Source organism: Paenibacillus sp. TY11 (assembly GCF_059772165.1).
The window spans coordinates 15,768-35,980 of the sequence record NZ_JCBAIQ010000015.1; the positions used below are offsets into that span (position 1 = coordinate 15,768).

The 20,213-nt window shown below is 45.8% G+C and carries 24 protein-coding genes; 4 read left to right on the forward strand and 20 right to left on the reverse strand.

The genetic code is table 11. The features are described from left to right. Positions 1 to 304 precede the first annotated feature (304 nt). Positions 305 to 1,174, forward strand: a complete 870-nt coding sequence (locus AC6EJC_RS17105) for an aminoglycoside 6-adenylyltransferase (protein WP_444955003.1) — start codon at positions 305 to 307, stop codon at positions 1,172 to 1,174. Positions 1,175 to 1,223: 49 nt separating this feature from the next. Here AC6EJC_RS17105 and AC6EJC_RS17110 read toward each other — a convergent pair whose 3' ends face one another. The 14 genes from AC6EJC_RS17110 to AC6EJC_RS17175 form a co-directional block, all read right to left on the reverse strand. Further along, complete coding sequence (locus AC6EJC_RS17110; protein WP_444955004.1) at positions 1,224 to 3,092, reverse strand: alpha/beta fold hydrolase; 1,869 nt, start codon at positions 3,090 to 3,092, stop codon at positions 1,224 to 1,226. A 60-nt stretch (positions 3,093 to 3,152) separates the two neighbouring features. Beyond that, positions 3,153 to 3,734 carry a TetR/AcrR family transcriptional regulator gene (locus tag AC6EJC_RS17115; RefSeq protein WP_444955005.1) on the reverse strand — a complete coding sequence of 194 codons (582 nt, stop codon included), beginning with the start codon at positions 3,732 to 3,734 and terminating at the stop codon, positions 3,153 to 3,155. Between the two features lie 66 nt (positions 3,735 to 3,800). Further along, positions 3,801 to 4,145, reverse strand: coding sequence for a cupin domain-containing protein (locus AC6EJC_RS17120; RefSeq protein WP_028542344.1), 345 nt, complete (start codon positions 4,143 to 4,145; stop codon positions 3,801 to 3,803). A gap of 117 nt (positions 4,146 to 4,262) precedes the next feature. Next, complete coding sequence (locus AC6EJC_RS17125; RefSeq protein ID WP_444955006.1) at positions 4,263 to 4,598, reverse strand: YolD-like family protein; 336 nt, start codon at positions 4,596 to 4,598, stop codon at positions 4,263 to 4,265. A gap of 12 nt (positions 4,599 to 4,610) precedes the next feature. Then, entirely contained in the window at positions 4,611 to 4,805 is a 195-nt protein-coding gene (locus tag AC6EJC_RS17130) for a hypothetical protein (protein ID WP_444955007.1), read from the reverse strand. Positions 4,806 to 4,909: 104 nt separating this feature from the next. Next, entirely contained in the window at positions 4,910 to 5,398 is a 489-nt protein-coding gene (locus AC6EJC_RS17135) for a hypothetical protein (protein ID WP_444955008.1), read from the reverse strand. An 84-nt stretch (positions 5,399 to 5,482) separates the two neighbouring features. Then, complete coding sequence (locus AC6EJC_RS17140; RefSeq protein ID WP_023988407.1) at positions 5,483 to 5,845, reverse strand: response regulator; 363 nt, start codon at positions 5,843 to 5,845, stop codon at positions 5,483 to 5,485. Between the two features lie 314 nt (positions 5,846 to 6,159). Continuing rightward, the gene (locus AC6EJC_RS17145) at positions 6,160 to 7,158 is read right to left on the reverse strand and encodes a metal ABC transporter substrate-binding protein (protein WP_444955009.1); all 999 of its coding nucleotides are present in this window, start codon (positions 7,156 to 7,158) and stop codon (positions 6,160 to 6,162) included. 55 nt (positions 7,159 to 7,213) lie between these two features. Beyond that, the gene (locus AC6EJC_RS17150) at positions 7,214 to 8,062 is read right to left on the reverse strand and encodes a metal ABC transporter permease (protein ID WP_444955010.1); all 849 of its coding nucleotides are present in this window, start codon (positions 8,060 to 8,062) and stop codon (positions 7,214 to 7,216) included. Next, a complete protein-coding gene (locus tag AC6EJC_RS17155) occupies positions 8,008 to 8,715 on the reverse strand; it encodes a metal ABC transporter ATP-binding protein (RefSeq protein WP_013310125.1) in 708 nt (235 codons plus the stop codon). The genes AC6EJC_RS17150 and AC6EJC_RS17155 overlap by 55 nt, the downstream gene beginning before the upstream one ends. 217 nt (positions 8,716 to 8,932) lie before the next feature. Then, positions 8,933 to 9,955, reverse strand: a complete 1,023-nt coding sequence (locus tag AC6EJC_RS17160; RefSeq protein ID WP_444955011.1) for an ABC transporter substrate-binding protein — start codon at positions 9,953 to 9,955, stop codon at positions 8,933 to 8,935. Positions 9,956 to 10,022: 67 nt separating this feature from the next. Beyond that, positions 10,023 to 10,811, reverse strand: a complete 789-nt coding sequence (locus AC6EJC_RS17165; RefSeq protein WP_413986051.1) for an ABC transporter ATP-binding protein — start codon at positions 10,809 to 10,811, stop codon at positions 10,023 to 10,025. Continuing rightward, entirely contained in the window at positions 10,808 to 11,935 is a 1,128-nt protein-coding gene (locus AC6EJC_RS17170) for a FecCD family ABC transporter permease (RefSeq protein ID WP_444955012.1), read from the reverse strand. Before AC6EJC_RS17170 ends, AC6EJC_RS17165 begins: the two co-directional genes overlap by 4 nt. Next, the gene (locus tag AC6EJC_RS17175; RefSeq protein ID WP_444955013.1) at positions 11,932 to 12,987 is read right to left on the reverse strand and encodes a CobW family GTP-binding protein; all 1,056 of its coding nucleotides are present in this window, start codon (positions 12,985 to 12,987) and stop codon (positions 11,932 to 11,934) included. Before AC6EJC_RS17175 ends, AC6EJC_RS17170 begins: the two co-directional genes overlap by 4 nt. Positions 12,988 to 13,220: 233 nt before the next feature. On the opposite strand from AC6EJC_RS17175, the gene AC6EJC_RS17180 reads away from it, so the two are divergent. Genes AC6EJC_RS17180 through AC6EJC_RS17190 form a run of 3 tightly spaced genes read left to right on the forward strand, consistent with a single transcriptional unit; the run spans position 13,221 to position 16,336 of the window. Next, complete coding sequence (locus tag AC6EJC_RS17180) at positions 13,221 to 14,222, forward strand: permease (RefSeq protein WP_444955014.1); 1,002 nt, start codon at positions 13,221 to 13,223, stop codon at positions 14,220 to 14,222. Positions 14,223 to 14,230: 8 nt separating this feature from the next. Then, complete coding sequence (locus tag AC6EJC_RS17185; RefSeq protein WP_444955015.1) at positions 14,231 to 15,208, forward strand: TIGR03943 family putative permease subunit; 978 nt, start codon at positions 14,231 to 14,233, stop codon at positions 15,206 to 15,208. Between the two features lie 18 nt (positions 15,209 to 15,226). Continuing rightward, a complete protein-coding gene (locus tag AC6EJC_RS17190; protein ID WP_444955016.1) occupies positions 15,227 to 16,336 on the forward strand; it encodes a CobW family GTP-binding protein in 1,110 nt (369 codons plus the stop codon). A gap of 111 nt (positions 16,337 to 16,447) precedes the next feature. Here the strand turns inward: AC6EJC_RS17190 and AC6EJC_RS17195 are convergent, their stop codons facing one another. The 6 genes from AC6EJC_RS17195 to AC6EJC_RS17220 form a co-directional block, all read right to left on the reverse strand. Then, positions 16,448 to 16,693, reverse strand: a complete 246-nt coding sequence (locus tag AC6EJC_RS17195; RefSeq protein WP_013310118.1) for a type B 50S ribosomal protein L31 — start codon at positions 16,691 to 16,693, stop codon at positions 16,448 to 16,450. A gap of 17 nt (positions 16,694 to 16,710) precedes the next feature. After that, positions 16,711 to 17,151: a hypothetical protein gene (locus tag AC6EJC_RS17200; RefSeq protein WP_444955017.1), complete on the reverse strand. Its 441-nt coding sequence runs from the start codon at positions 17,149 to 17,151 to the stop codon at positions 16,711 to 16,713. A gap of 85 nt (positions 17,152 to 17,236) precedes the next feature. Then, on the reverse strand, positions 17,237 to 17,386 hold the full coding sequence (gene rpmG, locus AC6EJC_RS17205) for a 50S ribosomal protein L33 (RefSeq protein ID WP_007430271.1): 150 nt from the start codon (positions 17,384 to 17,386) through the stop codon (positions 17,237 to 17,239). Between the two features lie 68 nt (positions 17,387 to 17,454). Beyond that, positions 17,455 to 18,024, reverse strand: coding sequence for a hypothetical protein (locus AC6EJC_RS17210; protein ID WP_444955018.1), 570 nt, complete (start codon positions 18,022 to 18,024; stop codon positions 17,455 to 17,457). Positions 18,025 to 18,104: 80 nt separating this feature from the next. Continuing rightward, a complete protein-coding gene (locus AC6EJC_RS17215) occupies positions 18,105 to 19,487 on the reverse strand; it encodes an MFS transporter (protein ID WP_444955019.1) in 1,383 nt (460 codons plus the stop codon). Between the two features lie 93 nt (positions 19,488 to 19,580). Then, complete coding sequence (locus AC6EJC_RS17220; RefSeq protein ID WP_444955020.1) at positions 19,581 to 20,048, reverse strand: MarR family winged helix-turn-helix transcriptional regulator; 468 nt, start codon at positions 20,046 to 20,048, stop codon at positions 19,581 to 19,583. Between the last annotated feature and the right edge of the window lie 165 nt (positions 20,049 to 20,213).

Below are 20,213 nucleotides of genomic sequence, written 5' to 3' on the forward strand. Positions count from 1 at the left end.
CAAACATCATCACTCCTTTAAACGTATTAGAGGATTAAGCTCTAAGATGGTCTGTACTTGATGCCTCGCTTCATTATGGATAAAATATACAATTCAGTCAAGTGTCCGTTCAGTGATGAGAAGGCCCGCAACACAGTTGAATAGCGTTCGTTCATAGGCTATTGTAAGGATAGGATACTTTTCCCAGATAAAAGAACCTACAGGAGGTCGCTTTCCTTGATGATCCTTGAGCTGGTGGCCTTTATTTCGGTTGCTGCCTTGTCCACGTTCTTTTCCTTAAATACCGATTATGGAGACAACTGTAATGAGAAATGAACATGAAATGCTTCATACCATTCTCCAATTTGCTCAAGAGGACGAACGGGTGCGTGCCGTGATTATGAATGGTTCACGTGCGAATCCACATGCTCCACGGGATATTTTTCAAGATTATGATATTGTCTTTCTCGTATCCTGTATGGACAGCTTTATTCAGGATCGTCGCTGGATTAACAGCTTTGGAGAATTAATCATTATGCAAACGCCCGATGAGCATATGAAACCCTCTCCGACGTCTCGTGATCGCTTTGCTTTTCTCATGTTATTTACGGACGGCAATCGCATAGATCTTACACTCTGCCCTACGAATAACATCGCCAATTGGGCCCGAGACAGCTTAAGTGTACTGCTGCTGGACAAAGACGGACTTGTGGAGCCTTTCCCACCGCCAAGTCTTCAAGATTATAAGACGGTACCTCCAACCGCCCAAGCCTTTGCAGATTCCTGCAACGAGTTCTGGTGGGTCAGTACCTATGTGGCTAAAGGATTATGGCGCCAGGAACTCCCTTATGCCAAATTTATGCTGGATCGACCTGTAAGGGATGCGCTTCACTTCATGCTGGAATGGCATATTGGTATACGAACAGACTTCGCTGCAGATCCGGGTAAACAGGGGAAATATTTCGAGAACCATCTTGAGCCTGAACATTGGACAGCCTACGTCCAAACGTTTGCGGATGCAGATTATGAACATATGTGGCAGTCTCTTTTTATCATGGGTAATTTATTTAGAGAAGTGGCCCTGGAGGTGGCGAACCATTATGGTTACGAATATCCGACTCCGGACGATCAACGTGTTATGAACTATCTCCATCACGTAAAAGCTCTCCCAGCAGATGCTAAGGACATTTATTGATAAAAAACCAGTCGGCACTTGATTTATATGTGCTAGGCTGGTTTTATTTTTATACACTAACGTTATTCTGTCCTATGTGCTGCTTTAGATATTGCGCTGTTCGTTCCGGTTGCGAGATCGGAAAATGATGAGCTGCCGGAATATTCAGCGTATGCAGGGCATGAAATGGCTCGGGCAACTTATAGATCTGATCCTTCACACCCCATAGAATCGAAACCTCCTCTTTATACATTCTTTCGGATATCTCAGGGACCGACCGGAAGCTATCGGACTTCGTTAGCATGGCTAGGGCTTGCGCAGTCGTCTTTCTTACGCGTGGGGAACGTATTTCTTCAAGAACATACGTGATGTATGCTGGCGGGATATCGTCGATACTTTCAAAACAAGTCTGCGCAAGCAATTGCTTGCGTAAGCCTGAATCGCTGAATCTGCCTAGCATACTCTCCGTAATTCGTGCGCTCCGATATCTGCGCGGAGCAGTATGCAATACAGGCTGCAATAGGTGTAAGCTACTGATACGCTCAGGTACGCGTTCCCATGCCTTAGCAGCTAGTAGTCCGCCGAACGAATGACCTACAAGGCAGATTGGCGTTTCCAAAGCCTGAATAGCCTGCACTAACGATTCAATGTGGCCTTCTAGTACATCCTCCTTATGATGGTATGGGGAACGGCCAAAACCGGGAAGATCCACCAAGCAAACAGAGGATTCCGGAAATTGATTTGCCAGCGGTATCAAACAATCTGCCCCGCTGAAAGTACCGTGAACTAATACGATCGTTGGATTTCCATTCTTCACCCTTCGCTCCAGTGTAGCTAATGGCCCACGTCTGTTGCGGACATATCCATCTGTATCTATGGTGGAATGAGCAATCCTGAAATCAAGATCAGTAATGACAAATGGGAACACGCTTTTGTTCATCGCCTGTGACAACCCGTATTTACGTTGAATCTCTCGTGCTGCATCCAGTGGGTAGTCCACATCCACGATAAAATCGAGTGATTCCTTCGGAATACCTAACTTTTGGCCCAGAGGAGTACCCAGTATACTGGTTAGCCAAGCTGGCGAAATCGAACCGAGCGGTTTACGTACACGAAGCTCCTTCGCCATATTCGTTCCCAGCTCTATCATCGTTGGACTCTGCTGTCTGTCATCCATCAAGTAGTATGTTTCGCTGGCAGGATGTGATTCCTTCGTAAGAGCACTGATCAATTCGGCTGCATGATCTACATGGACCAAGGGGAGCCAATGAGATTTTCCGCCGGGGACAAGTCCCATAAGCTTGCGCGCTGTAGAACCTACGAGAATGCCTAGCCCACCAGTTTGGGGCGTATCCCCAGACTCTGAGTCACCAATGACAACGCTCAAATGGACAACCGAAAGCGGAAATCCTTCCTTGTGTGCTCCTTGACGGATACGCAAATCAGCCAAAAATTTCATCCGTTCATATGGAGGTGCCTGTTCCAAATGATCGATGACCGGCTCGGGAGTAATCCAATTATGATCATTAAAAGGGCTTTTGTACCCAACCAAATGGATAAAATGTCGTAACCCTTTGCTCGTATGAATATGTGTAGCCAACGTTATCATTTCTTCTGCCGCTTGTAGAAAAGCTGCTCTCGCATCCTCCTCTCCCAGCAGAATATCCATCGGACCTCCTGCGTGAATTACCACATCTGCTGTCTCCACAAGTTGCCTGTCAACAGGATTTAATCCTAGAGCAGGTATACTCAAATCGCCAATAACCGGTGTTAATTTCCCGATATGCCATGCTGTCTCCAAATCCATTTGCCTGCATATTTGTTCCCACTTTTGCTGCGAACGAACCAGGACGGTAATAGTGTGTTCCTCCTTGGAAAGTTGCCGTAACGTATGCATGCCGATAAATCCTGTGCCGCCCGTGATAAAGATATGTGCCATATACGAAACCTGCCTTTTTTAATTTTTAGTACTTCATAGTACTAATAAAGATTAAAAAAATCACTTTAGCAGAAGTGCTAAAGTAAATTTTAAATTTTCGAGTATGCTCGGGTCCTGGCTTGCATGCTGCAGAAAGAGCGCACCTTCAATGGCCGAGACGATGAATTGGGCCGTCGACCTCGCAGGAAGTTCAGCCTGAATCTCTAATCTTTCCCTTCCCTCGTTCAACAATATTTCTACGGTAGTGATTTGGCTTTGGAAGAACTGGCTTATTTTATTCCGAAACAAGGCGCTATTTTGAGGCATTTGCGTATAAAGAGTAATAAAGGGACAGCCTCCCAAACAATCTGTCTCTTGCTCTGTCAGCAATTGAAGAAGGATTTCAAAACGTTCCTGAACAGACTGATCCTTACGCGAAACAACTTCATAAATCATCTCATTATACGTTTGAATCAGTTGATCCAGAATGGCTGAAAGTAGCTCTTCTTTACTTTTAAAATAATAGTAAATGTTCGTTTTGGACACATTGCTCACAGCCACAATTTCATCCATACTTGTTGCATGATATCCTTGGGTAAGAAACAATGAGGTGGCGATGCGCAGAACAACATCCCGATTCGTGATTTTATTTTTTTTCATCATATTTAGCACTATACGGTACTAAAAAAGACTTGTCAACCTTCGCTGGAACATGTCTGCTCCAAAATATTATTTTTCGGCCAGAACCCGGTCACCTCTGCTCGCAGGCTGAGAAATAACCAAAAATTCAACATCCTGATTCGTTTCATTAAACATTTGATGAGGCACCATAGGAGGAACCTCACACCCTTCCTGAGATCCTAATTGGATTCGTTCGCCATCCACTTCAAGTACCGCTGTACCTGATAAAATAAAGAAAAATTGGCGCGCATGATGATGATAATGTCTGACCTCATGTGTATTTCCGGGCATCCGCTCATGAATAATGCTCAAATCATTATTTTTCACCAAGCGCCAACCATCACATTGATCTCCCCATATATAATGTTCAGCATTATTTTTACTTATTTTCATATTGAACTCCTCCTTTTGCAATTACAGTTTTATTTTAAATATGAATTCATAGAGCTACAATCTTAATTATAAAACGGCAGGACAAATGTAAAAAAGTCCGACTTAGTCAGACTTTTTTTATATATCCGCCTCGATGATTTCCTCCAACTTAATCCAGCTAAAATCCTCTTCCCCACGGGACAGCTTCACTTCTCGCCGACTTGTGTTAATCACCGTGACCAGTCCACACAGCTCCTCATCATCAAAAGGATTGAACACTCTTAGCGTAATAGGCTTCCGTTCGTTATAGGATACGATGATGGCCTGTTCAATCTGCTGCATTTCCTGATCGTCCAGTGTCGGCTTGCCGCGTCTTCTCTGCTCCTTCATCAGTCTTAAGTGTGCCTCCCGATGCTCAGGCAAAATCATGCGCGAGCTTTCCCATATGCCATTTCCTTCAAGCTTTTTCCCCATCGTAAGCCCCTCCTATGCTGTTCTGGTTACCGGATGCCATGCCAATACATGATCTAATCGAAAAACACGTGGCTGGCCTGTCTGTAAACAGGTGGCCCGTATCAAGCCATTCTGCACACGATGCACCTCGATGCGCCGATGAGACAGTTTGCCCTTCCGATCCATATACACGATTTCCACGATCTGCCCCACGTATTTTTCAAACATGATCCTTCACTCCTTATCAGAACGTTTGTTTGTATTATATGCGAACATGCGTTTGATTATCAATGTAAAAAAATCCCCTGAGGGATTTGACTCTCTCAAGGGAATTAAAACTCATAAGTGGACAGCTTAATATCTTCTTTATTCAAATCTTTCAACGGATAGACAGGCCCATTCCAATAAGTCAGAATATCAAGCGGCTCATTAGTGCCATGTTCTTTTAAAGTAAGAGATAATTCAAGCAACAAATGTGGAAGTTGATAAGAGCTTGTTAAAAACTGATATTCCTCCGGACTTTCACAGTCTTCTGCTCGATAAAACACAAAGTAGCCCTCAGTATGATCCCCAATGAGTACAATATAACGAGCAAGAAACATAATTTCGCCATTGGCAAAAGGAATGGAATGTGTCGAAGCAGAGATCAAATCTGTCTCTAATCCCTCAATACGAAGGGTGAGTTCATTGTTAAGGGCATCCATTCTTTCTCTTTGTTCGCTGATGAGGTGTTCATAATTTACAGGGACAAGCCCTCCATTCTTGATCGTAGCGATCAGTTCATCTATAAATACTTTTTGAGACAACACTCGATTGCTCATCCTATTCATCTCCATATTCGTGAAAATAAGCATGGAATTCTCGTATCAACATGTTCAATATTTATGTATCAAAATCTTGATTCGTTAACTACCCAGCATTTTTGTGACTGCATTCACAACCCTTTCCATCTCAAATGGCTTAACAATAAAGTCTTTTGCACCTGCCTGAAATGCTTTTATAATCGCTTCCTGCTGCCCCAAAGCAGAACACATTAAAATGTTGGCTTGGGGATCAAGCTCTACAATCTTTTTAACGGCCTCAAGTCCATCCATCTTGGGCATATTGATATCCATGGTGATTAAATCAGGACGAAAGTGTGCGTATTTCAAAACAGCATCATACCCATTTTCTGCTTCCGCAATAACAGCGTGACCTAAATCCAAAAGAATATCCTTAAGCACAGAACGCATAAATAAAGAATCATCCACTACTATAACTGTTGCCAAATTGATCTCTCCAATCCGTTGTAAAATGATATGCACACCCAAATTTCAATATCGGTGAAAAAACTAGTAATATTAATAGAAATAATCTGTAAAAACAAAAACGCTACCATTGAATTATAAAAGGAATTTGAAACTAACTACTACAGAATTAGTTTTCAAAAAAACGTTTCATAATGACGTAAGTCATTCCTGTAAAGCAAATTACAAAGCACTATATATCTACTGTATCTAGAGCACTAGCCAATAAAATGAAATTTCATTAGATAGTTATAAAAAAACTGACGCCGGTATCCTTCCGACGTCAGTTTATAAACTTATTCGTTCAAGGCTTTTTTCAAAGCCTCCAGATTGTTTTTCATAACACCGATGTAATCCAGGTTCTTCTGCTTCTCTTCATCCGTCAGCCCTTCAAGCGGATTCAGTACATCGGTTTTTGAACCGATTTCAGTAGCTACGGTCTCAGCGACCTTCGGATCAACAAGAGTTTCAAAGAAAATCGTTTTAACATTATTTTCTTTAGCAAATTTGATAATACCCGCCAACTTGTCCGGTGTAGGCTCCTGCTCCGGAGATAATCCGGCAATGGGTACTTGGGTCAAACCGTATTGCTTAGCCAAATAGCTAAAAGCAGCATGCTGCGTAATAAAGTCTTTACGTTTTACATCTTTCAGACCTGTTTTGAACTCAGTATCCAGCTCTTTCAGCTTGGCGATATAAGCATCAGCGTTTTTCTCATAATCTGCTTTGTTCGTGGGGTCGGCTGCCGCAAGCCCCGCTTCAATAGACTCTACTTCTTTTTGAGCCAAGACTGGATCAAGCCATACATGAGGGTCCAGCACATGATCGTGATTATGGCCTTCCTCTGCGTGCGCTTCTTCTCCTTCTTCCTCCTCAGCCGTACCTTCCATCAGGTTCAACCCTTTGCTCGCTTCAACTACAACACGCTTATCGTTAGACGCGCTACTCAAAGCCTGTTCTGCCCAATCTTCAACGATACCGTTATAAACAAATACGTCAGCATCCTTAACCTGTGCCATATCTTTGGCGCTCGGTTCCCAGTCATGCGGCTCGGCACCGGCAGGAATCAACGCGATTACGTTAGCATGGTCTCCAGCAACTTGCTTGGTAAATTCATACATCGGATAAAAAGTGGTGACCACATTCAGCTTTTTACCACTGTCCGCTGTTTGTGCCGAATTTGGCTCGGTTTGAGAAGCATTTGTAGCTGCATTATCAGATTTGGCTCCGCAGCCAGACAAAATAAGTGCTAGTCCCGCAGACAATACAAATGATTTTTTGAACCATGTATTCATATTTATCATAACTCCTTATGTGTTAGTTTTTAGTTTACTCTCACTATAGTTACAATCACTGACCTGTCGCGTTCTTACGTCGGGAAGCCTGCTGCTTGCCCAGCTTACGGACCAGCTTTTGAATGCCAACTCCTACGATCAGCAATAATAACAGCACCATGGCAATCGTCCCCCCTGGGGGCGTACTTAGTTCATACGATGCGGTTAAACCCATAAATACACCGATCAATGCGGTGACCATAGATATCCAGATGGCTGCCGCGAAGCTCGGTGCAATTCGAATCGCCAGTGCAGCAGGTAGCACGATTAGTGAGGAGACAAGCAGCACACCGACAATCGGCATTGCAGCGGCTACAATCATTCCTGTTAAAATACTAAACGCAAATGAGATAGCCTTGACAGGAAGACCATTGGTCTTCGCTGTTTCTTCATCAAAGGTAATCTGATACAAAGGACGCCGGAATACGAAAAAGAAAATACCTCCGATCACAGCCACTGCGATCATCAACATCAGCTCTGTCTGATTGACCGCTACCACCGAACCAAACAAATAAGCAGAGAACCCTTTGTTGATGCTCTGATTCAGATTCATTAAAATAACAGCCGTCGAGAGGCCGCCTACCATAATAATAGCCACAGAAATCTCACTATATGTTTTGTAAGACCTGCGGACGTATTCAACGATAATCGCGCCGATCACGGCAACAATAAATCCGGTTATCGTCGGGTTAATGCCTAAATAGGCACCCGCTGCCACTCCTGCCAGCGATACATGCGATAGCATGTCCGCCATGAGAGCCTGACGCCGCAGCATCAGGTATACTCCAAGCACCGAGGCCAGCAGTGCAATTACCCCACCGGCACAAAATGCCCGCTGCATGAAGTCGTAGTGCAGCATTTCCATCCGCCATCTTCCTTCCTTTCAAGCTCAATAATACGATCCAGATAATGTTGCACTTCCGATAGTCCATGGGTCACCATGACCACGGTTCTTCCATATTCCTTAACCTGCTGATTCATCAGATCGTAGAAATGATGGCGGCTTTCCTGATCCATTCCGGTCGTGGGCTCATCCAAAATGAGCAAATCCGATTCCTGAGCGAGCGCTCTTGCCACACAAATACGCTGCTTCTGTCCACCGGACAATTCGCCGATTTTACGGTGACGCAAATCCCACATGCCTACCTGACGAAGCGCCTGCTCAGTCAGATCATGATCCTCAGACCGCATACGGCGCAGCCAAGAGCCATGAGTATATCTTCCTGAACGGACAAATTCCAAAATCGTACTTGGAAATCCGCCATTGAAGGCAGCAATTTGTTGTGAAACAAATCCGACGACGAGCTTTTTGCCTTCACCTGTACGGTCGGACATAAACACTTTGCCCTTCCAAGGCTGAAGTAAACCGAGCAGCAACTTGAGCATCGTCGATTTGGAAGCACCATTCGGTCCAGTGATAGCCACAAATTCTCCAGAAAAAATTTCAACATTGGCATCCACCAAGTTAGGAACGTCTCCGTAGCCAAATGTGACCTGTTCCAATGAGGCCAATAACATGACGCAAATCTCCTTTTCCTTTAAAAAGCCTGGAGCCATCTGAGCGATCATCATTTGCGCAGATTCTCCAGGTCGTTTATGATCATTAAACCATCTACCGTAATTATTACGATTTGGTAATAAAAAAATAAGCGTTTGATAAACGTAACCTTTACGCATTAGCAAGTTTAACAGTTTAGGCAAGGTTCGTCAATGTTTTGGCAACTCTTTTGTTTGTTTACTTCATTTTGTCCGGGTACAAGCCTGCAGCCAAGGTTTTCAGTGCAATTGGTGCACGCACGCCTTCAGCCGCCGCGGACAATGGCAGCACTATAAACCGTTTGTTTTTGATCGCTTCCACACCAGCCAGCGCAGGTTTGCTCAGGAGTAGCTTCTCTTTATCCGCCAGTGAAGTATCTCCATAGTCGAGAATGACAATGACGTCAGGATTACGGTTCACAACCTCTTCCCAGCTTACCTCGGTAAAACTTTTGTCGATATCATCAAAAATATTTTTCGCCTTCACACTTTTAATCAAAGACGTCAGATAATTGTTGGCAGCCGTAAAAGGCTTGTCTTCGCCGCTGTCATAGACAAACACCTTGGGTGCCTGTTCAACAGTACCAATTTGAGTCTGAATGGATTGCACTTGCTCACGAATATCATTTACCAGCTTTTCTGCACGCTCCTCAACCCGGAAAATACGTCCAATATTTAGTATATCCTGATATACGTCTTCTAACGTGGGACCCGGCTTATTTGAGGATTCCTGTACATAGGTCTGCACGTTCTGTTTGGCAAGCTCCTCACGGGAACCCAGATTTTTATCATTAAAAGCACTCTTCCAGCCCGCATAGGCAAAATCCGGCGCAGCAGCCATAAACACCTCTTTGGATGGATATTGTTTGGCTAGCACGGGTATTTTATCATATTGAGCCTTATATTCCGGCAAAATCTGATCATCCATATACGCAGTTCCTACCATAGAGGATTCCAGCCCAAGAGCCAGCATAACCTCTGTCGCGTGCTGGTTCAGTGTAACCGCGCGTTTGGGCGCCTCGGGAAATACCATTTTAACACCCATATTCTCAAGCTCTACCGACGTCTCCTTGGTCGCCGATTGCGATGCGGCAGGTTGCTGCCCGTTTGCGGATGGATCGCTTGTTTGAGCCGTGTTTCCTGCTGCGCAGGCTGACAACAACAGCACCATCACCAAAGCAAGCATAACCAACGGTAACGCGGGTTTGCTATATTTTTTCATATGTACCGTCTCCTCTTTCATTCGCAGTTTATCTTACCTCATTGTATCGCTTTTTTTTCTGTTAACGTCATAGATGGTCTCCTCTCCTGAGAGAATCCGGTAAAAAGGTAATATTCGGCTTCCTGGTTTTTGGATGAATACAGATTTCTGTCTCCACCCCGAATACACTGCGCAGCAGGTCTGGCTGAAACACATCCTCCGTTATGCCGGAAGCTACCACTTTGCCTTCTTTTAATACATATATTCGATCACAATAAAATGCCGCCAAATTCAAATCATGAAGCGCAGCTAGTGTAGTTATCTGAAGTGTTTTGACCAAATCCAGAATTTGCAGCTGATACCGGATATCCAGATGATTCGTCGGCTCATCCAAAATGAGAAATTTCGCCTGTCCGGCCAAGGCTCTAGCAATCAATACCCGTTGCTTTTCACCGCCGGACAAGGTAGCAAAGCCCTGATCCGCCTGAGCTTTCATCCCTACCCGCTCCAGCGCCTGCTCAACCAGCTCATGATCGACGACGGTGTCTGATTCCAGCAGTTTCTTATGCGGATGGCGGCCCATCAAGACGATGTCCCGTACTGAAAAATCAAACGTTTGAGGCGCATCCTGACTCACCACTGCCATTTGTCGGGCCGTCTCTTTGTACTTCATCCGCAGTATATCCCGGCCATCCAGCGTAACCAAACCACTGTCAGGCTTTAGCACACGATACATGTTTTTAAGCAACGTCGATTTGCCGCTGCCATTCGGACCGATCAGTCCAACCAGCTCCCCTGCTTTTACCTGGAGACAGATGCCGTCGATCAGCCGTTTATCGTGAATACTGAAGGTCACATATTCGACTTCTATATTCATTTTTCGCCTCCAAACGAGTAGGAACTGCGCCGCAGCAGCCATACAAAGAAGGGTCCTCCGCACACAGCCGTCACAATACCAATCGGCAACTCCTGTGGAGCTAGCACGAGCCGGGCACATACGTCTGCCCACACGACAAAAATAGCTCCCGCCAACAGGCTGACAGGCAGGACACGTCGATGATCCGATCCTACCATCAGCCTAACAATGTGCGGAATCATAAGCCCGACAAAGCCAATCGAGCCACTGACCGATACAACTGCCCCGGTTAGAAGGGAAAACACGACAACCAGTAATACGCGGAACGCCTGTACGTTCACACCGAGCGTTACTGCGGCCTCTTCACCCGTTAGCACAGCATTCAGCGACCGGTATCGGGTCAGGAGAACAGCCGTTCCAGCTACTACAATGAGGCTTGGAATGAAAAGCGTGTCCCATTGAGCGCCTGCCAGACTTCCCATCATCCAATACATCGCGTCACGGATGCCTTTTTCATTCGGGGCCATCGTAACGATAAAGCTAGTCACAGCCGACAGCATCATGGACACTGCAACCCCTGCCAGCAGTAAACGGGTCGTCGATATGCGCCCGGCCACACGGGCCAACGCGAACACCATGAGCATCGCAGCTAACGAGCCTATAAAAGCAGATAAAGGCAGCGCAAGTCGTCCCAAAAATCCGAAAGCTCCAAACACAATCACCAACGTAGCTGTCACCGAAGCCCCGGACGAGACTCCTAAAATATAGGGATCCGCTAACGAATTACGAATTAATGCCTGTATAGCGGCCCCAGTAACAGCAAGTCCTGCTCCTACGACAACACCAAGCAACACGCGCGGAAAACGGATTTCCCAGACGATATATTGCTCCGGCTTGGTCCATGTCACGGGTATCCATTGATCCAGCCAGGGAAGATGGGACAGTGCAATTCGCCATACCGTCCCCGGTGCGACAGCCACAGGACCCAGCATGACCGCGAGTGTAACCGACAGCACCAGCCCGGCAGTCAGCAGCAGCAGAATTGTTGTAAATCCCCAAGCAGGCTTCCCAGCTAGGTGAGCGTGAGAATTATGTTTTGATGGATTAGGTCTTGATGGATAAACGCTGCTCGGTCCCGAAGTCATGAACTAGTCAATGGCTTTTCGGCCGCTTCCAGCTTTCTCAATCGTTCCTCAATCTCGGAAGCAGAGAAATTCTCGCCCATGATAATCGCAACATCGTTCACTGGCTTTTGCGGGCGGATCGGAATGATTTCCAGCTCCCGATAGGCAAACTGGAACATCATCTGACCCTCTGATTCCAGAAACCGCACAATTCCTTTGGCCCGGTAAATTTCAGCAGGCAAACTGCGGAACAACTGTTCAAACTCGGAGCGTGGTACAGGTTGTCCAAAGAAATGCGTGTGAACAACTACATGGTCGTAGGAATGATAATGCTCCCCATGTTCGTGGTCATGGTCATGGTCATGGTCGTGATCATGGTGCTCGGGATCAGGGTGGTCATGATGGTGATGGTCTGTATGTTCATCATGATCATAAGTGTGTAGATGATTTTCCTCGTCCATGCGGTCCTCTCCTTGAAGGGAGAAAAAAGTACCCGCGTTCACGTCACTCCGTTGCGTGCTCACAGTCAGAGCATATGGATTTAATTCTTTTACGAGGGCCTGTACTTCCTGCAACTCTCCCGCAGCCAATAAATCGGTCTTGTTAATAATCAGTTTGGAAGCGCACCGAAGCTGATCCTGCATCAAACGAAGCGACTTGCTTCTCTCGCTACCTGAAGAAAAATCCAGAAATTGACGCGCGTCCATGACCGTGATAACAGATTGTAAAATCATAGAAGAATATATGGAAGCATCTGTCACTGCATCTACAATCTCCATCGGATTAGCCACTCCGGTACATTCTACAATAATCACGTCCGGCTTATATTCCTCGGCAAGATTCATTAGCTCGACGCCCAAATCCCCGCGAATGGTACAGCATATACAGCCACTGAGCATTTCTTTCATGGGTGCTTGGCCGTTCACCAAACTGCCATCCAGATTAACATCGCCCAACTCATTCATCAAAATAGCTGGCTTGAGGTCCTGCTCCTTGTAGTAAGCCAGCGCATGCTGAAGAAGAGTTGTTTTACCGCTGCCCAAAAATCCGGATAAAACAACAATCGGTATCATATAATCCTCCTTGTCTTTACAACATTTAATATGGATCGTACCGTAAAATTTTCCTTCTTGCAATCATTTATCGAATTTTAATCGTAATAATTACCATTAGTAAACATAAATATATATGACCCCTCTTTGAATTGTCAACATAGGGGGTGATTCAAACACAATCCGGCGGGCATGATTGTCCCATCACAGGCATAGGATGTAGATAAGAACCCTTATTTCCAAGGAGACGTGGAATGAAAAACAGTACGCTGTTGAAGATGCTGCCTTTTATGATTCCGTTTGCCTTTCTCATCCCTGTGCTTATTACGCTATCTCCCCAGTGGCTTCGTTTGTTAGATATGGGGCAGCTGCAGCCGTTAAAAACAGTATTTATGGGTATTTTTCTGGAAGCTGTCCCGTTTCTACTTATCGGTGTGCTCGTCTCATCCCTTTTGCAGTGGCTTGTACCGGAAACATGGATTCGCAAAATAGCACCTGCACATCCTGTACCGGGTGTCCTGCTGGCCTCCCTGCTAGGTCTGCTGTTTCCCATCTGTGAATGCGGCATGATCCCTGTCGTTCGCCAATTAATGCTTAAGGGAATGCCTGCCTATATGGGTATCACTTTTATCTTAAGCGGGCCCATTATCAATCCCGTGGTACTGGCTGCGACGATGATGGCTTTCCCTTCCCATCCCGAGGTCACTGCCGTTCGAATGGGTCTGGCCTTTGGCGTTTCTGCGATCATCGGGCTGATCGTGTATGCCTTTGTTCGAGTGCATCCGCTCAAACGTTCGTTGCTCTCTTTTAACCAGCAAAAACAGAACAATCAGAATCATCGGCATAATCGCACATGGCGGGGCTTTTTTGTACATGCTGGCGACGAGTTTTTGGACATGAGTAAATATCTCATTATCGGGGCATTATTGACAGCCTGCATCCAAACCTTCATTCCACGTGATGAAATGCTTTCGTTAAGCGACGGCACGGCCGGCTCGTACGCCTTTATGATGGGTTTTGCCTACGTGCTGTCGCTGTGTTCCACCTCCGATGCCTTTGTAGCTACTGCTTTTTCGCATACCTTCACACTAGGTCCGCTGGCATCCTTTCTTGTACTCGGCCCGATGTTGGATTTTAAAGGCACGCTCATGCTGCTAAGCACCTTCCGCACCAAATTTGTCGCCATCTTGGGCTTGCTCATTGTTTCGCTCGTCCTGGTGGGCTCTATATCTGCTGAATGGTTATTTGGGAGGTGAATACAAACGTGAATTCAACCTTTAGCATCCGCTGGCAATATGGCATACGCTCCTTGCTCTTGATCGGATTAGCTGTGTACATCATCACATTAAGCCGTACAAATGCACTTCATTACTACTTGGCCCCACAAATGCAAAAGCTGCTTCTGCTCTGCCCTGTGCCCCTCTTGTTCATCGCTTTGGCGATGGCATGGCACGGAATCGTCGGGGAGCGGGACGGTGAGGATATGTGTGATTGCGAGCATCCGTTGCCGCAAAGCTGGTTCAAAAAAACACTCGTATATGGAATGCTGCTCATTCCGCTCCTGTTCGGTTCTCTGCTACCCAATCAGGCACTAGGTAGTGATATGGCCGCCAAAAAAGGCATGTCCTTCACGTATCCCAACCCGGATATCCGACGAAAAACAGATACACAGACCACGAAAACACCGGCTTCCTCCATTTTATCAACCGCATCTTCTGCCCCAACTTCGCCCCCTCCAGGGGGAAAATGGAGTCAGGAAGCACTGGATAAGCTATTCGTTCCGCCTGATAAGTACAATGTAGAATTCGCCGAGCTGGCGAAACGCCTGTATCAGCAACCCATCATACAGATCAAGCCTGAAATATTCTCCGAAACTATCGGAGCCATTGAATTATATAAACACGCTTTTGAAGGAAAAAAAGTACAGGTGACTGGCTTTGTTTATAAAGATGATAACCTGCCGGGTAAAGGTCTATTTGCAGTAGGAAGATTCCTCGTCATGTGCTGTACTGCCGATGCCATGCCATTCGGGATCATCGTCCAATCCCAGAAGGTCCCGTCCTTTGACAAGGATACCTGGGTGACCATTGAAGGAACACTGCATGCCACACAAAAGGGCAACGCTCCCGTACTTGAAATTCGATCCGAAAAAATAACCGCTGTCGGGCAGCCGGAATCCCCGTACGTCTATACCCAAGCAGACTCGGTAGCTACCTTTGATCGCTTGAACGCAACACACTAAACCCACCAAGGAGGAAGAATGATGAACAAAGTTCCTGTTATTTTAATCAGTGGTTTTCTTGGAAGCGGCAAAACAACACTGCTTTTGCGCCTGTTAGCCCATACCCGCCAAATTCCCCTTCGTGCTGCTGTTTTAATGAATGAAATGGGTGAATATGATGTAGACAGCGCTATTATTTCAGAGGAAATGCCTGACGTAACAGTGGAAGGATTGCTAGAGGGCTGCATTTGTTGCAGCAAAAGAAATGAGCTGGCAGGGGCTCTGCACACCCTGCTGAGCCAGGAGCCGGATCTGATCTTCATGGAAACCACCGGGGTAGCCAACCCCGAGCAAGTGCTGGAAGAGCTTCGCTCCCCACTGCTGGCGGATCGGCTTTATCTGGTTCACAGCATCAGTGTTGTGGATGCTGAGCTGTTCCATGAATACAACAGCCGCTTTACGGCTGATAAAGAACTGGTTCGGACCCTGCACGGACAGCTGCGCACCGCAGACTTCATTGTGGTGAATAAGATGGATGTCGTAAGTAGCCGTGAAGTGACGAAGGTCGTCAAGAGCATCCGCAAGCTCAACGATACGGCCAAACTACAGACTACTGAATATAGCCGGGTTGACCTTGAACCACTGCTGGAACCTGTTCTGGCCTCCGTATTCGTTGCCGCGAAACCTGTACCGGTATCTCAACCTGCACCAGCACAGGCGCAACCCACCGATGTAGGCGCATCGTCCGTCCCAATTCCCGCCAAAAGTATTGTAAGATCCGGCAGTGTCTCCAGAAGTACGGCATTCAAAGTTATTTCTGCACACAGTCATAACCACAGCCACGATCCAAACCAGTCCCATTCGTTTTCCCGTCTGGAGAGCTTAACGCTGCATCAATATTCTCCTCAGCCACTGGAAAAGCAACGATTGGAAAGCTTCCTGACCGGGCTCGGTTCCTCGCTGCTTCGAGCGAAAGGTTATTGCGTGCTTCCTCAGGAAGGTACGATGCTTTTGCAATTTTCGGGAAATCACTTGGAGTGGCAGCCCACCGCACTTCCTGTGAGTCAGGGGTATGTCACGCTCATTGGAGAGCAGCTCGACAAAGTATCCATTGCCGACCAATGGGAACAGTGCTTCATTTCGCTTTAAATGACAGATCTGGATTAAGACAAAAAAACCTCCTGCAGATGCAGGAGGTTTTTTAAAAAGCGATGTTCACGAATTATTGGCATAATCTGTGAACATAACGCTCGACTTTTCTTACTTAAGGTTATATTTTTTGTTAAAGCGATCCACACGACCACCGATATCCACGTTTCTTTGTTTACCAGTGAAGAACGGGTGGGAAGCAGAGCTAGTATCTACACGGATAACTGGGTATGTGTTGCCATCTTCCCATTCCATCGTTTCTTGCGAATATTTAGTGGAAGCACTCAGGAAAGTGAATCCACAGCTAGGGTCCAAAAAGATAACTTTGTTCAATGTTGGATGAATATCTTTTTTCATTAGTTTCACCTAATCTTTCATATAGTTTTAGTTTCAAATTCAAACGTACTGGCGCAATACTCCATCAGTTGGCAAAAGGAACGGTTATGTCCCAGAAAAAAAGACGATAGATCATAACGGTTGCGCTCAAGCTCGTAAACGACAAGCAAACGATGCCGCATATATCGCATCGCCCATTGCACGAACGCTCCGGATCTTTCGTCAGCCTTCATCGTTATATAAGCATATAGTGAATGGTCCTCCGGCTCGTCCCAAATGCTGACACCAGCACAGGAGAACTCGGTAGCCACGTGCTTTCGATTCAAAAGGCAAAGCGTGCCATGTAGCTCGGCATCTATCATACAGCCATAAAAAAAAGCCGTTCTCTTAGGTGCAAGCTTTAACTTTGGACGCTCTGTCCACTGGACTAATTCAAGTTTTCGCCGGTTCCATAACGCAGGCTTTTGCAAACTTAACACGATTTCTTCATCGTTAACGGAGAGATCATACCGCAGCTCCGTTCAGGATGCAGGTAATTCAGATTGCTATGCAGCAAACCTCAAATTATCTAGTTTCACGATGGATCGTGTACTTTTTCAGACGCGGAGAGTATTTTTTCATTTCAAGACGCTCCGGATGATTTCTTTTGTTCTTGGTTGTTGTATAGTTGCGATCACCGGATTCGGTGCATGCCAAGGTAACAATTACGCGCATTTCTCTTCCTCCTTAATTGGAATACATGGTATACAATTACAATAGTAATTTTTACGATTAGTTCTATTTTATAATTCATGCTCCGCTTTGTCAACCTTAGAGTCACGGTTTGTCGCTTCTTCTACCGTGTTCCAGCGATTACGGTACTGTGCAAGCTTCGGATGAAGTTCCAATGGTTCACTCGAAAGCACCAATCTGACGTTTCTAATCCATTCTCCAAACGATGCATAGGAAGCGCACAAATTTGCAGTTTCAGGACTCATGTACAAAAAAAGCGGGGTCGTATACTTTTCCGCCAAAAAACGGATGGCTGCTTCAATCGGCGTATATTTTTTACGCTTACCTTCCCAGCTCTCAATCACAACAGCACTCAAAGCCTGTTCCCGCTGCCACTCTCCCAGCTCGTCCACCCGCTTGTAATACGAGCGTACCGGCTGCTTCCACATTCTTCTGACTGTTTCTTCATGTAGCGGATACAGCACCAGCTTTGTAAAAGATAGTGCAGCCCCCGTTTCGGCAAAAAGCTCCAGCTCTCTGGCTGTAATCTGCTCGAACGTATCATAGTAGACCAGGGTCCCTTTATGCGTCTCGATCGGAGGCTCATAACCATAGGGTACATATTGAAGGTTTCTTGTCATGCCGGACACTCCGTCCTTCCATAGATGAACTTTTCCTTCTATATTATACCCTTGTTTTGGCATGAGTTTGCATAAAATGTTTATCCTTGTTCAACAGCAGGCGTATTACGGCGTGAACCTCGCCGGAACTGCAACGCGTAAAGTCCCATCGTCACAAGCGCAATCAGTGCAAGCACCGTAAATATATTGCTAAAATTGAACACCTGCACATTAGATACGACAGGATTCAAATGAAAGGACGACGAACTATCCAGCGTTTTGCCCAAAATACTTGTCGTGATCGCCCCGGCAATGAAATTCAGCAGAGATAACAGCCCCATTCCAACACCAATCTGGTCTTTTGACAAGGTACGAGAAATCGTGTTGGACATGGCAATCTGCATGAAGGTCTGACCTACGTTTCCGAAAACAAGCAAAAATAAAATCAGATACGGAGACGCACCCACAAACGTAGACAAGCTAATAAAACAGATAAACAAAAGCGAAACGGCCGTATAGACGAGAAACGAATTTCCTTTACTATCCGCCAAACGTCCCCCTCTTTTCCCCAATAGAGCCGACGCAATAGCAGCTGGAAACATAATTAGTCCAATCGTTGCCGGCGTAAGCTGATTGAGACTGTTCAGAAACTGGGGTGCCAAGTATGGCAATCCAAAGCTGATCCCCGTCCCTAAAAAAGCGATAAGGAGCCCGTATGAATATTGCTTGTTACGGAACAGCTTCGGCTGGATAAATGGATCATGTGCAGTGTTAATTCGCCATATAAACAGTGCAAATAGCACCATACCGACCAGAAAAAATATCATATTGGCTTGTGAAATGGAAAGCAATAAGAAGGCTACTGTTCCACCCAGCAATAATCCGCCAAGAAAATCGAACTTCTGATCCTCTCCACGCTGATCATCCAAATATTTGCGAAAGAACGGCAAAGCGATCAGTGGCAGCATGGAAATGACGAACAAAAAGCGCCAGCTCGCAAAGCCTGTAATCAAACCGGAAATAATCGGAGCCAGTGCCGTACCTAACGCTAAGCCGATTGCTGTGACGCCCAGAGCGCGTCCTCTTTTTTCAGCCGAGAAATAGCGAACAGGAACGATCATGGCAGTTGCCGGAATAACAGCAGCTCCTGCGGCCTGAAGCAAACGAGCTACAATTAGCATCCAAAATTGATTGGCCAACAGCCCAATAAGCGAACCTAGTGCAAAAAAGATAATCCCAAACGTCAGCAAATCCTTAAGACGATATTTATCAGCCAATTTGCCGTAGGTCACCGAGCCAACCGCATACACGATCATATAACCGGTTAGCAGCCAACTTACATCGGAAGAACTAATATGAAACTCCTCCCGAATCACAGGCATAACTACATTAAACATAAAAGCGTTCATCACTGAAAAAACAAGTGTGAAAGCTAACACACGCATTAGCTTATCCGCATTGGGATAAGTTTGTTCTTTTATCATTTGGTTACTCCCTCTCCTGTAAACATTTTATCTATGATGGCATTTCACAGCTTTTGAATACCCCTATCCGGGCAAATTTCTCTATATATCCACTTAAACGCGGGTGTTCGCAGGACGATAATCGTGGAGAATTTTTTTAAGCAGGCCGCGCAGCGTCTCCGATTCTCCGACAGATAACGTTTCGCCTACAGAGCTTTTAATTTGCTCAATGGTACGTTCAGCTACCATGTGAATCTCCAAGCCTTCCTCGGTCAAATAGATTTGCTTCATTCGTGCATCTTCCGGGTGACTTTGGCGTACTGCCCAGTTTTTCTTAACGATCCCGTTAACAAGGCTGGTAACGCTTGATTTATCAATAAGCAATAGCTTTTCCAAATCCGTATTGGTGACTCCAGGCGACATCGCCAGTATATAGAGCGTCTGCGATTGTGGGGAGGTGAGTCCCAAAGGGCGCAGTGCCGTTTCAATCTCGCGCCGGACGGTGGTGAAAATCCATTTAATTAAATACATCGTGCTCTCTTCCTCCCAAGGAAGACAAACGGGATACACCTCACTTCCCATCTCAATACAAACCTCCTATCTATCGAATTTTAATAGTTTGAATTCCAACCAATTTTAATCAGTCGCCTATCTGGTGTCAATACTTTCGTAAAATGATCGTCTACTAAATACAGTGAATTTCGAATTACGAATTCATCCTATATGAAAATTTATGTATAGCAAAAG

Coding starts and splice junctions, on each gene's coding strand:
- AC6EJC_RS17165 (WP_413986051.1), bottom strand. CDS start 10,811: ATGAATATAGAAGTCGAATATGTGACCTTCAGTATTCACGATAAACGG.
- AC6EJC_RS17180 (WP_444955014.1), top strand. CDS start 13,221: ATGAAAAACAGTACGCTGTTGAAGATGCTGCCTTTTATGATTCCGTTT.
- AC6EJC_RS17145 (WP_444955009.1), bottom strand. CDS start 7,158: ATGAATACATGGTTCAAAAAATCATTTGTATTGTCTGCGGGACTAGCA.
- AC6EJC_RS17130 (WP_444955007.1), bottom strand. CDS start 4,805: ATGTTTGAAAAATACGTGGGGCAGATCGTGGAAATCGTGTATATGGAT.
- AC6EJC_RS17150 (WP_444955010.1), bottom strand. CDS start 8,062: ATGGAAATGCTGCACTACGACTTCATGCAGCGGGCATTTTGTGCCGGT.
- AC6EJC_RS17120 (WP_028542344.1), bottom strand. CDS start 4,145: ATGAAAATAAGTAAAAATAATGCTGAACATTATATATGGGGAGATCAA.
- AC6EJC_RS17125 (WP_444955006.1), bottom strand. CDS start 4,598: ATGGGGAAAAAGCTTGAAGGAAATGGCATATGGGAAAGCTCGCGCATG.
- AC6EJC_RS17115 (WP_444955005.1), bottom strand. CDS start 3,734: ATGATGAAAAAAAATAAAATCACGAATCGGGATGTTGTTCTGCGCATC.
- AC6EJC_RS17160 (WP_444955011.1), bottom strand. CDS start 9,955: ATGAAAAAATATAGCAAACCCGCGTTACCGTTGGTTATGCTTGCTTTG.
- AC6EJC_RS17215 (WP_444955019.1), bottom strand. CDS start 19,487: ATGATAAAAGAACAAACTTATCCCAATGCGGATAAGCTAATGCGTGTG.
- rpmG (WP_007430271.1), bottom strand. CDS start 17,386: ATGCGCGTAATTGTTACCTTGGCATGCACCGAATCCGGTGATCGCAAC.
- AC6EJC_RS17175 (WP_444955013.1), bottom strand. CDS start 12,987: ATGATACCGATTGTTGTTTTATCCGGATTTTTGGGCAGCGGTAAAACA.
- AC6EJC_RS17195 (WP_013310118.1), bottom strand. CDS start 16,693: ATGAAAAAAGATATTCATCCAACATTGAACAAAGTTATCTTTTTGGAC.
- AC6EJC_RS17220 (WP_444955020.1), bottom strand. CDS start 20,048: ATGGGAAGTGAGGTGTATCCCGTTTGTCTTCCTTGGGAGGAAGAGAGC.
- AC6EJC_RS17135 (WP_444955008.1), bottom strand. CDS start 5,398: ATGAGCAATCGAGTGTTGTCTCAAAAAGTATTTATAGATGAACTGATC.
- AC6EJC_RS17110 (WP_444955004.1), bottom strand. CDS start 3,092: ATGGCACATATCTTTATCACGGGCGGCACAGGATTTATCGGCATGCAT.
- AC6EJC_RS17210 (WP_444955018.1), bottom strand. CDS start 18,024: ATGACAAGAAACCTTCAATATGTACCCTATGGTTATGAGCCTCCGATC.
- AC6EJC_RS17190 (WP_444955016.1), top strand. CDS start 15,227: ATGATGAACAAAGTTCCTGTTATTTTAATCAGTGGTTTTCTTGGAAGC.
- AC6EJC_RS17105 (WP_444955003.1), top strand. CDS start 305: ATGAGAAATGAACATGAAATGCTTCATACCATTCTCCAATTTGCTCAA.
- AC6EJC_RS17170 (WP_444955012.1), bottom strand. CDS start 11,935: ATGACTTCGGGACCGAGCAGCGTTTATCCATCAAGACCTAATCCATCA.
- AC6EJC_RS17155 (WP_013310125.1), bottom strand. CDS start 8,715: ATGTTATTGGCCTCATTGGAACAGGTCACATTTGGCTACGGAGACGTT.